We start from the raw sequence: 10700 nt of genomic DNA, 5'->3' as shown, positions 1-10700 counted from the left end.
GCCGCACTCATTGCGGCCGCCTCACCTTCAGTCTGCTCCGGGCAGGCATATGAGATAAATCATGAAACAGACCCTTAAGATGGCCACCTTTGCGCTGGCCATGAGCACCTCGTTGTTTTCAGTACAGTCCGGCGCGACCGGCGCGGAAACTTTTAGCCCCGAACAACAGGCCCGTATCGGCGAGATTGCGGCGGACTATCTGGTCGCGCACCCGGACGTGCTCATAGAGGTGAGCAAAAAGCTACAGGCGCGGCAACAGGCAATGCAGCAGCAAACTTATGTGCAGTCAGCGCTGAAAACACACCGGCTGCTGATGCAGCTTGATGGCGTTCCCGTGAAAGGGCCGGCTGACTCAAAGGTTATCGTGACTGAGTTCTTTGACTATGAATGTATCGCCTGCAGCATGATGGCGCCGGTGATGGAAAAGGTGATGGCTGCAAACGCCGGCGTGCGCTTTGCATTCCGGGACTGGACCATTTTTGCCGCCCGTTATCCGGAATCAGAGCAGGCATCACGCCGCGGCCTTAGCATTTACAGGAAACACGGCGCAGATACGTACATGGCGTTTCACAACGGCATTTACCAGACCGGGCATAACGAAGGGAAACTGACGGCAGAAGATATTGAGAAAGCCGCCGTTGCTGCCGGTGCAGGTAACGCTTCAGACGATAGTAATGCTGCCTCCGACCAGATTATTGAGAACAATGCTGACCTGGCTGAGATGCTGGGCCTTACGGGGACGCCGGGCATTATCGTGATGCCTGCTGAGAACGCCACACAGGATAACACCACGGTTATCCCGGGCGTGGTCAGCGAACAGGTTATGCAGCAGGCCATTGCCCGGGCAGAGAAAGGATAAAAAAGACCGGCCTGAGTCATAAAGGGCCAGTCATAGTATCCACAATGGAAAAGGCAAGGCCATCGGATGTACTTACAATCGCGCCGACAGTATCAGTGAGTATCGGCCATACCGCCAGAACCTTTACCCCATGACGGCCACGCCGCTCAGGCTGTTCGTTCCTCGCTCTGACCGCCCTGCCCATTGTATTGTTAAAGCGATCATTCGCGGTCGACGGTAAGCATCGCATTTAGACCGTATTAACGTTCAAGCCGAGGTAAGGTCTAAACAGATCGCGGACTCGGTTTTACGGACCGCCAGTCTCTCCTTTGCAGGGCTGCCACGTATCTCCGCTTCGATGGAGTACAGCTCACCGATGCGCTTCAGCGCCTCGGTGGTAATATCAGTTGGGGTGCGGACGTGAACGTCGTGGATTTTTCTACTGGCGTGCGACATATAAGCCGCTTCGATATAATGTAGCCGCGGCGACCACGGAAAATGAACAGGTGGCCGCCGAACGTGTCAGTGCTAAGCGTGTTCTGCACCTTATGATGCCAGGCCGTTGAAGCCGTTTTTCATATCAGTGATGCCGGAAACCAGCCAGATAAGTGAGCATGTGGGGAGATATCATCGGCTCCCTCCTTTCATTTCACGGATGAGCACCTGAAGCATTTCCGGCGACAGCTGGCTTTTTATTCAGCAGATACTGGATAACACCAGCATAGTCTTTCTCAAAACTCTCATCTGTGGAAGTGTCGAGCGCCATATTATTCACCAGATATTTTCCCCTAACGAAGAAGGCTGGCACGAATCTTAAGCCCAGTTGTTCAGCCAGCCTGTCCTGGCGGTTTACAGAGGCAGTAATTTCTGTGGAATTCCATAGCGTTTTTATTTTATCAACAGAAATACCTTGATCAATAAATAATTTCTGAAGGTCAGTTTCACTTTGTACAGAGTGTGACTGCTGCATCGCCCTGAACAGAATAGGTGTCATTTCAGTCTGTTTATGAAGGAAAACTGCTACGGCCCAGGCACGGGTCAAATCACGGCCTGAAGCGCCAATTCTTGATGCATGATAACGTTCAAAGGTCGTACCATTAGGGAGTGAAGCAACAATAAAATTGTTAATATTGGATTTCATTTCGAAATAATAGCAGTGCGGACAGTTGAAAGAAAAATAGCTCAACACGTCAGGTACGCCCGTAACAGTATCAGGCAGTTCGAAATAATCTTTATCAGCGACGTATTCTCTTGCCTGTCCCGGCATCACCCAGAACATGCACATCAGCATCAGAATGCTTCTTATATCGGTGAGAAGGCGCATTATGTCAGGCCACTTCATCATTTTTATCTTCTCCAAACTTATATTGTTCCCTTTGCAACGTCAGCAGAGAGTAATATTCCCCGCGTGCTTGTTCCAGTTCTGCCGGTGTTCCCCGTTCAACGATCTCACCTTTTCTGAGAACAATAAGGAAACTTGCGTGCTTCACCACGCCAAGACGATGAGTGACCATAACAGCTGTTTTGCCCTGAACCAGGGAAGAGAACTGACGGAATATTTCTGCTTCAACACGGGGATCCATCGCGCTTGTGGGCTCGTCAAGAATAACCAACTCTCCAGGAGAATACAGGGCACGGGCGAGAGCCAAACGCTGCCACTGGCCGCCCGACAGTTCCGTGCCAGCATATTCCTTACCGATCAGGGTGTCTGGTGTTGTCCCCGCATCAAGTAAAAAACGGGCTTTTGCACAGGCATTTTGAAAATCCCGCTCTGTTTCCGGGGTAGTAATATGAGTGAATGTGACATTTTCTTTTATACTGAGATTATAGTGTCCAAAATCCTGAAATACAGCACTGAGGCGGCGGCGCCACTGCTGAATATCAATTCCGGCGATGTCCTTGCCGTTGCAGGTGATGCGCCCCGAGGTTGGACTATAAAGTCGGCAAAGCAATTTCATCAGCGTGCTTTTACCCGCGCCGTTTTCACCCACTATAGCGAGATGGTCGCCAGCGCGAAGAGTGAGATTAATGTTTTTCAGTACGAAATTGCCTGGCTGATATGCAAATGACACGTCTTCAAACCGAATCTCTTTTATCGGCTCCAGCCATTCTTCTTTTATGCCCAACTTAGGTATGTCAGCTACGGCCTCGAGAGACTTTAGCCGAGCAAAAAAACCAAAACAGACACCCACACTAGCAAAAGAGTACACCATCCATTGACAGGAAAGACCAAAGAAGGAAATGGACTGGATAGTCCCCAGTAACCCTCCTACAGTGATTTTCCCGGTTGTGAGATAATTTACAAACCAGAACATCATGCCCAGTGCACAGATCAGGTAAAGCAGATTCCAGGGCTGCGGACGCATCAACTGTTTCTTTCGTACCTTATTGAGTTCGTCTTCAAGTTCATTGAAAGCTTGTTGATGTTTATCAAGGAAAAAAGCGGAAAGGTTAAAGAGCCGTATTTCTTTTGCAAGTTTCACGTCCAGCAAAACGGAGAGAAAATATTTGATCCTCCTCGCAGGCATCCCTTTCCCGAGCATCGCTTTGAAGATATCTATCTGCGAATACGCTACAGCGAACGTCACGGGAATGAGCGGGAGCAGGAACGCCAGCGGCAACCACCATACTACTGAAGCCAGAACCAATGAAAGGCTGAGCAGCGTCAGGGTCCCTCTAAATATATCGATCAGATTGACCAGCAGGTTGAGCGGGCGGTGCGCCGCTTCACGGGACAGTACTTCCAGGTCGTCATGAAGTTCAGGAGATTCAATCAGCATTAAATCATCAATGCGGCAGGCTGCCTCCATTATTTTCCTTTGTGTCAGAAAAGTAGCTTTGGAGTTAAGGATACTCTGTAGTGTGCTGATAATCGGCGAGAGAATCCCGGGGATGACGAAAGTCAGCGCCCACAATATGGCAATGGTTGTTAAACCGGTACGATCATCACTGCTGATGACGTTTCCAAGATGGATACTTGTCATCACACTCAGCGTCGGCAGGAGACCCTGAATTGTGATTAAAACCATAAAAAGCAAAGAAAGCTTCGGAGACGAACGAAGCAGCAGAGAGACCGAATATACTACCAAGATTATCTTATCTTTTATCTTATACATTATAATTCTCCACTGTAATGGGGTTACCAGACGCGTACACAATGATTTCATCAAAATGCAGAGGTGCACATATATTCATTAATAGGGCATCCTGTTTCTCATTTCGGTAGTAAGATGAGATCATTTTTACACGGTAATAGTCGCCTCTATGCACACACGCATTACTTATTTGGTATGAGTCGAGTGTTTTTCCATCGGGTGTGGCAATAAATTTCATCTCTTGAGAAAAAACACTAAGTGATTTAACAGATAGATTGAACTGATTCAGCCCGATTATCCTCTGACATAGAGATGGATATGTTAACCAGGAATGGCGACTAGCATGAAAGTTATGACAGATGACAATTACTTCCGGATAGTTATTACTGAGAATGACGCAAAGCTTATCTGCCATGGCTTTTTCCCGCTGTTCGGGCGTAGCACTGCTTAAGACCTCATTGTTAGCCGCATCAAATTTCAGCAACTCAGATAAAACCGATCCGGCAGGGCTGTTCAGTATACTCAGCGCAGAGATATAGCCCCTCTGTCGCGTTGTCGTAAGCGGCAGATCAATGCCGAAAATATCTGCATCTGGAGGCAGATTCATCAGCAACATCCTGAATTCAAGAGATCTCATCCACCAATAGGTTGATGAAGCAAGAAACTTCGCCATTGCAGTACTGCTCAGAGAATGTCGTTTCAGTGCAAACAAAATAAGATCAATAGTAGGACATTCAACAACCACTGCCACAGGCCCACGCTGAGACATTAAGTTTATATATGTTTTTCTCATCAGCCAGGATTCATCAGAACCATGGCTGTTCTGCCCAAGGAAAGTAATCGTACGATTATCGTGTGCCGAGATGAGCATGCATGCTCCTGACGATAAGTTCACGCTGCCTGATAAGATAAGAGGCAGGCAGAAGAAAATTGGACTTAATCTGCTCAAGTGGAGTCTGAGTCAGGAAATCTTTAATAACTTTACCATTAGAATCGAATAAAGACTTAGTATTGCAACGAATATAAAATATAGGAATGTCGAAGTTTTTAAGGCATTGAGCTTCATAATTAACAAGTGACTTAAAGCGTGGGTGCGCACTTTCATAAAGAAGATACTCATTAATAAGTGACGGGAAAGCAGTATCAATGGTGCGGCTTACATCAGGATGTATGATCTTATTGATCACCAACATATAATAGGCTGTCGTCCTGATTAAATATCTGGGTTTAATTTCATCATGTGCCGTAATACAGGCAAGAATATCATCTGACTTTTGTTTAATTTTCTCATAGGACTCTTCATATCCTTGGATAACATCCGGGACATATTTCAGGGACTGGACAGGCTTCCCTTCAAAGTGAGGATAGTTTTGGGTTTTTTTAATGAAACCGTGTTCATAGCGTACCTGAATGCGTTCACTGGCGTCGTTAAGTGCATGGGGATGTGTATAAGACTGAAATATGTTAGTGGCCGCCGTCAGAGCCGATGTGTGTCCGATGCCGTTAATTACTACCTCCTCGCTCTGAAGTAAGCCACTCTGATATACTGAACGTTCAAGGTCAGGGTTATCTTCAAAGTAATACTGAAAGCTGGTTTCTGCATCTATCAGGAAAACACGATTTTGATCAACAATGAAATTGTCGAAATGACAGTCATTGATATTTAGCAGATCGACTAGTGCCAGGATATTTCCATACTGCCGGTAAACATCCCGGGCTTCACCCAGAGAATGAAGAGGGCGATTATCTATGTAAGCCTGCCACAAATGTGTGTTCCTGCTCAGAGTCTCAGGGCAGACTCTTTTCATGCCGATAATCTCACAAATCTCATTGAGTACTGACTCTATACACGAGTCTCTTGGTTTATATATAATACGTTGATCATTCAGAGTTAAAAGAATCGGCTGCTGCCCATTTTCATGGCGGTCTCCGCCAAGAATTTCGATTGAACTTGCACAGGTAAGGGCTTGAATACCGAAAATTTTCTCAAGTAAGCTGAAATCAGCATCAAGACGGTCAAGAAAAAGGGACAAGTTACCGAGGGTACTTGCACAAATATGTGCAGCGAGTTTCTCAATGTATGCATTTTGTTTTGAGATTGACGAACGCCAGCTTCCATCACTGTTCTTGAAGTAATGAGTATAACGGTCAGTTACTGAGGCAGGCTGTAAGCTCAGCCAGATATCGAAGGAAATAACAAAATCTGGTAAATAAATCTGATCTAGAGTTTCACCGATGTGAGTTAGAACTGCGCTGTAATCAACATGAGTCAGATTGTGCGCTGATAATAGCTCATTAATTTTCAAATGAAAATTTTCAAGATGAGGAAAATACAAATATGCTCTATGTGGCTCTGTGACATTATATTTCATCTGAGATTCCCAAACGAAAAGTGGCACTGCATAGAGTGCCACTTGTTGTGCCATCACTCAGCTAAAGAAATCTGCTGAAACTTCTTCCAGTTCCTTGATGAGGAAATCCTCTGCACTGATGAAGCCACCACCACCACCGCCACCGCAGTCACAGGTACCACTGGCGCAGTCCCGCCCGCTGTTTGCCATATAACCACGGATTTCTGAAATTTTATCAGGTGCTACTTCTACGATACGTTCCATTTAAAACCTCACTTTAATAAGTTGAAATGGTGAATTAAATTACCTTTCGCGAAGTACTGCATGTGTACACGGAAAATATAATTATCCGAATAACGATAATGGGTCATCTTTTTTATGCTTATTGAATCCAAATTAAACCGCAAAACTATTAATAAATCCTTTGTTGACAAAAGCTTACCAAATTGAAACTAAATGTAACGATAGCCCTAATGTCAATATTTTCTTAACGTTGAATACAAATATCAAAACTACTTGAGTGTTAAATTATATATAAATCAAGGTGTTATAAAGGAATCGTTAGCAGCGCTTGACGAGGCTACTATGTACCAAACACGGGAATTTACAGCCAAACCCCGACTCTCTCGTGCTCATAGCAAGTTTAGCCGCGAAGCATAAAAATAAGCCCCCTGTTGCTCTGTCCATTACCCGGATAACGCGACTTTTATTCAATACGGCTGACGCAAAATATATGGATAAAATAAGTGTGACGGACTATATAGTCCCAATCGCCACGTGGATGCTGACCAGGATAAAAGTCCATATCAAGTGTGAGTGACCGGCGGGTATGAACTGCGGCAATAAAGATACATAAAAAATACCCATTTTGGAATTGAGCACATACCCCCTTCGTTTATACGATTATTATCGATTAAGTGAATCTATGAGTCTGGATACATGCAATATCGTCAGCTTTTCGCTGTGAGTTCAACCGATGGGTGAAACACACTTATTAAGCCGCACTGCGGGGGATCCAATTCATCAAACCAGAAAATTGAAAAGCAACAAGCTAACTATCACTTCTCACCACTCAGATAATTACTGTTGAGCACCACCACCGGTTTACCGCGCAGGTCGGGACGGAACAGAGGCTCGCAACTCGCATAAAACGAGTTAACGTCCGCCAGTCAGAACATAGGCAGCGCCATAACTACCTCCTGCGCGCTTTATGTACTGTTGAAGAACCCGGTAAAGGCGCTCAGCAGCCGCAGCTCCTCCGGATAAATGACGGAGTATGCCGGATTCTTCGGCAGGAGAGCAGGGCGGGGATGAAGTTGCAGGCGCTTAAAGTAAATTCGCCGTTCACCTCGGCGATGACGATGTCCCCGTGCGAGGCCTCGTCTGCGCGATAGACCGCCATGACGTCGCCATCAAACAGGCCCAGTTCCTGCATGCTGCTGCTGGCGCGTACAAAAAACGTGGAGGCGCGCCGGCGGATGCAGAGCTCGGTGAGATCACGCTCACTTTTAACATAGTCTGTGGTCGGCGAGGGGATGCCTGCCGCGCATGGATTTGCTTAGAGGGGGCACGCGTAACTTGGGCAGAAAACTGGGGGCCAGAGCAGCCTACGTGAAGTGACCGCAGCGATCGAACTGGCAGACAGGGCGCTGGATGCTGATATCAGCCTCAGCTGGGGATTTATGCGCGACTGAGCAGAAAGCGTAAAGTCCAGAAGGCCCGGAGGGAAACAGATTGAATGTCTGGCTGGCTGGTCAGTTATCAGGAGGAGGTGGGAAGCACCTCACACGAATATCACATGCTGCTCAGCGGACAGGATTTTACGCTGGCCGAAGCCGCATGCGAAAAGATGGGCGAAAACTGGTGGCCACCGGAACGTCCCGTCTGCTCACAGGGGTGCTACTGGCAGTTTGATCGGGGCTGTGTCTGGCTCAAAAGCATCGTTCTGCTTGATGAACGTGAGGCAGAGACGCTGACGGCCACGCCGCTCAGACTGTTCGTTCCTCGCGATGCTGCGGTACGCCTCAGCCTGACCGCCCTGCCCATCGTATTATTAAGTGATAATTCATGATTGCAGCACAGCCTGCTACTGAAAATCAGGAAATACATCTCCCAGATCTTCCTCCGGGTTACATCGTCCCGCCAGACGCGTAATTTGGATTAAGTCAGGCCGCAAATGCGAAGACGTTCAAAATAAAGTTTATTAGTGAACTTTTTTTATCCATACGATTCGAGCTATGCGCAAACTGTGCTGGATTTAAACGGGTGAGATGGGTATTCTTTTCAGAATTCGCCGGGCGGCGATCCTTTTTAGATCCTTATCGAATACTGTGGTGGTTGACGATGAGGATTTGCAGTAAACCTGTGGCCGGTCATGCGCGGCACGGGAATAAATTAACCGGATAGGACGTATCCGTTAAAACGTCCAGGGTATAGAGTCTACGGTTTACCGTACTCTGAATGCAAAAACCCCCCGAATCTGAGATCAACTTGGCGGAAGAATCAGAATCAGGGGGTCCAAAAGCAGGCGCAGCGCCTGTAAAGGATTATAACGCATGCTATTCATAAGACAACCCCTGCCCGCCATAAGTTTGGGACAGGGTGAATGACCGCATTTTAATAGGGATAAACAGCCCGACTTCAGAAAATGACAGACGTCGCCGCGGCGATCATGATGTCACCTGCAAATGCCCTGAACCCCGGTGGTTCGCACCTGATGACTATCGCCCGCTTCCGGGTGAGTTTGGCCACGCCATGCGTCGTCTGGTCGTCAAAGAGAAGAGCAGCGGTAAATGGAAGCTGCGTTTCCGGCCGTCACTTCATCCTTACTTCACGCAGTACCGTAAAGCTGCAGGTCGCGATCGGCATTTCCGTCCGGAACGGCGTGCGCTTATTGATGCATTATTCCCTCTGCTTGTTCAGCGTGCCGACATGGCCACCTGGGTTGTGACCGCCAATGTTAACCGGCTGGCCAGTGAACTCAGCCCGAAAGACAGTGAAGGCAATGTCATCCCCGAAACCCGGGTAGAACCCTGCCGGTTGTCGCGTCTGTTTCCGGAGCTTGCCCGATTTGGTCTTATCGAAATGCCTGATCTGGAATGGGACCCTATTGAACAGTACTGGATGCCCCGGCATATCATTCTCACGGAACGTTTCTGGCAGCTGTGCGGCGTTAACATGGATAAGCTGCTTCTGCAGCGAAATCAGCGCATCGAGGCTGAAGAGGACGGTATTCTCGAATCCGGTACGCGTGACTCCGTCAGGGCCGCCCGTCGGCGCTGGTATGAAAAAGCCCGTATAGCGACGCTGCTGAGTCGGCGCGAGAAGGCAGTACGGGGGAAAAGGCGCAATAAGCTGGGCAAGCTCCCCCTCGATGAACGGCGCAGCACGATGGCCAGCTGGCTCATTCGCACACGGCCGAACCACGAACTGATCAACCTCGACGCAGACAGTTTTGATCGCCTGGTGTGGCAGCATCTTAACCAGCTGGAGCTGGGCCTCGGCTACGAGCCTGCACCTCCCGACGTCGTTCACTGACGTTTCCCGCTCGATTTTAACCGCCTCGACTGGCGGTAAAGTCGTTTGTGCCGCGTAACTTACGCACTGTTTTTCTCCCCGCAGCCGCGCCATTCCAACCCCGCAACTGACATAAATACAGCTTTTTCGGGGGCTGTCTTTTTTTACTCACATTTATCCGCAATTGGAAAATTGACCTTACCTGCAAGTGAGTCTGAGGTTACCCGCAAGACATTCCTGACCTTCGGTCAGTAAAGAAATAATCAAAAAGAAAATAAGGTTTTCAGTCGGGCCATTCTGAGGGTAAATAAGGGCTTCGCTTGCAGCGGCCGCAGGCGCTCAGAATCTAAAATAGCTCCCGCCTGCGGCGGGCATGGTGAAAACTCATTAGTTACAACACTCATAATCACGATATAAGGGCACTTCAGAGCAGGCCTGAAACCTCCAGCCCCTATCAGCCAGAACCCGAGCCGTTCTGAAACTCCGAGTGCCCATTAACAGGCCGCCCCCGCCCCGGCCCGAAGGGCCGGAACAGGAGTGGCTGTAATGGATGGTGTAACTAATCCTCTAAGCTTTACTGTTCATAGTGAACAGTAAACCAAGACCCCGGAAATCACGCCCTGTACGTCGCTCTGCGCCGTCCAGCCCGCTCACCGGGGCTTCGGGATTAGATAAACGTTATCGTCGCTTTAAGGCCGTCTGGCTTGCCAGGAAGGGGTTGGGTAGCGCCATATATCAGGCCGTAACCGGCTGCGCCGGGCGTACGGCGCCGTCTGACCACTGTACCCTGCGCTGACATCATCTGGCGCCTCCATGCCGCTATAGCGGCATCAAACTTCAGTTCATTGATATTCAGTTGACATTGGATGGGCAGTTACAATTATGTTTTATTATGAATAT

At 48.2% G+C, this 10700-nt stretch carries 9 protein-coding genes and 4 pseudogenes; 3 read left to right on the top strand and 10 right to left on the bottom strand.

Annotated elements, in window-relative coordinates:
* The first annotated feature begins 61 nt into the window (after positions 1 to 61).
* Positions 62 to 859: a thioredoxin domain-containing protein gene (locus OK412_RS22190; protein ID WP_034950090.1), complete on the top strand. Its 798-nt coding sequence runs from the start codon at positions 62 to 64 to the stop codon at positions 857 to 859.
* Between the two features lie 276 nt (positions 860 to 1135).
* On the opposite strand, the pseudogene OK412_RS22185 reads toward OK412_RS22190, so the two are convergent.
* The 10 genes and pseudogenes from OK412_RS22185 to OK412_RS22140 form a co-directional block, all read right to left on the bottom strand.
* Positions 1136 to 1306, bottom strand: a pseudogene (locus OK412_RS22185) (IS66 family transposase); the annotation flags it as partial.
* A gap of 11 nt (positions 1307 to 1317) precedes the next feature.
* Positions 1318 to 1417 (bottom strand): annotated as a pseudogene (gene tnpB, locus OK412_RS22180) (IS66 family insertion sequence element accessory protein TnpB); the annotation flags it as partial.
* A 70-nt stretch (positions 1418 to 1487) separates the two neighbouring features.
* Positions 1488 to 2183, bottom strand: a complete 696-nt coding sequence (locus tag OK412_RS22175) for a DsbA family protein (protein WP_052118539.1) — start codon at positions 2181 to 2183, stop codon at positions 1488 to 1490.
* Positions 2167 to 3954 (bottom strand): ABC transporter ATP-binding protein, encoded by a 1788-nt coding sequence (locus OK412_RS22170; protein WP_034950091.1) that lies wholly within the window; start codon positions 3952 to 3954, stop codon positions 2167 to 2169. Before OK412_RS22170 ends, OK412_RS22175 begins: the two co-directional genes overlap by 17 nt.
* A complete protein-coding gene (locus OK412_RS22165; protein ID WP_122890087.1) occupies positions 3947 to 4804 on the bottom strand; it encodes a hypothetical protein in 858 nt (285 codons plus the stop codon). Before OK412_RS22165 ends, OK412_RS22170 begins: the two co-directional genes overlap by 8 nt.
* Complete coding sequence (locus tag OK412_RS22160; RefSeq protein ID WP_148037992.1) at positions 4782 to 6359, bottom strand: type 2 lanthipeptide synthetase LanM; 1578 nt, start codon at positions 6357 to 6359, stop codon at positions 4782 to 4784. Before OK412_RS22160 ends, OK412_RS22165 begins: the two co-directional genes overlap by 23 nt.
* A gap of 3 nt (positions 6360 to 6362) precedes the next feature.
* Positions 6363 to 6548 (bottom strand): hypothetical protein, encoded by a 186-nt coding sequence (locus tag OK412_RS22155; RefSeq protein WP_122890088.1) that lies wholly within the window; start codon positions 6546 to 6548, stop codon positions 6363 to 6365.
* A 360-nt stretch (positions 6549 to 6908) separates the two neighbouring features.
* Positions 6909 to 7172, bottom strand: a pseudogene (locus OK412_RS22150) (LysE family translocator); the annotation flags it as partial.
* Between the two features lie 191 nt (positions 7173 to 7363).
* A pseudogene (locus OK412_RS22145) lies at positions 7364 to 7453 on the bottom strand (hypothetical protein); the annotation flags it as partial.
* Between the two features lie 71 nt (positions 7454 to 7524).
* Positions 7525 to 7821 (bottom strand): S24 family peptidase, encoded by a 297-nt coding sequence (locus OK412_RS22140; protein ID WP_410010072.1) that lies wholly within the window; start codon positions 7819 to 7821, stop codon positions 7525 to 7527.
* Positions 7822 to 8022: 201 nt separating this feature from the next.
* Here OK412_RS22140 and OK412_RS22135 point away from each other — a divergent pair, with 201 nt between their 5' ends.
* Together OK412_RS22135 and repA are read left to right on the top strand one after the other, a co-directional pair.
* Entirely contained in the window at positions 8023 to 8355 is a 333-nt protein-coding gene (locus tag OK412_RS22135) for a hypothetical protein (RefSeq protein WP_244213026.1), read from the top strand.
* 530 nt (positions 8356 to 8885) lie between these two features.
* On the top strand, positions 8886 to 9821 hold the full coding sequence (repA, locus tag OK412_RS22130; protein ID WP_264353574.1) for a plasmid replication initiator RepA: 936 nt from the start codon (positions 8886 to 8888) through the stop codon (positions 9819 to 9821).
* Positions 9822 to 10700 lie beyond the last annotated feature (879 nt).

Source organism: Pantoea sp. JV6 (assembly GCF_025910055.1).
GTDB classification, from domain to species: Bacteria; Pseudomonadota; Gammaproteobacteria; order Enterobacterales; family Enterobacteriaceae; genus Pantoea; species Pantoea agglomerans.
This window is presented reverse-complemented; position numbering and strand designations above follow the sequence as displayed.

Coding starts and splice junctions, on each gene's coding strand:
- OK412_RS22165 (WP_122890087.1), bottom strand. CDS start 4,804: ATGCTCATCTCGGCACACGATAATCGTACGATTACTTTCCTTGGGCAG.
- OK412_RS22155 (WP_122890088.1), bottom strand. CDS start 6,548: ATGGAACGTATCGTAGAAGTAGCACCTGATAAAATTTCAGAAATCCGT.
- OK412_RS22190 (WP_034950090.1), top strand. CDS start 62: ATGAAACAGACCCTTAAGATGGCCACCTTTGCGCTGGCCATGAGCACC.
- OK412_RS22135 (WP_244213026.1), top strand. CDS start 8,023: ATGTCTGGCTGGCTGGTCAGTTATCAGGAGGAGGTGGGAAGCACCTCA.
- OK412_RS22170 (WP_034950091.1), bottom strand. CDS start 3,954: ATGTATAAGATAAAAGATAAGATAATCTTGGTAGTATATTCGGTCTCT.
- OK412_RS22160 (WP_148037992.1), bottom strand. CDS start 6,359: ATGGCACAACAAGTGGCACTCTATGCAGTGCCACTTTTCGTTTGGGAA.
- OK412_RS22175 (WP_052118539.1), bottom strand. CDS start 2,183: ATGATGAAGTGGCCTGACATAATGCGCCTTCTCACCGATATAAGAAGC.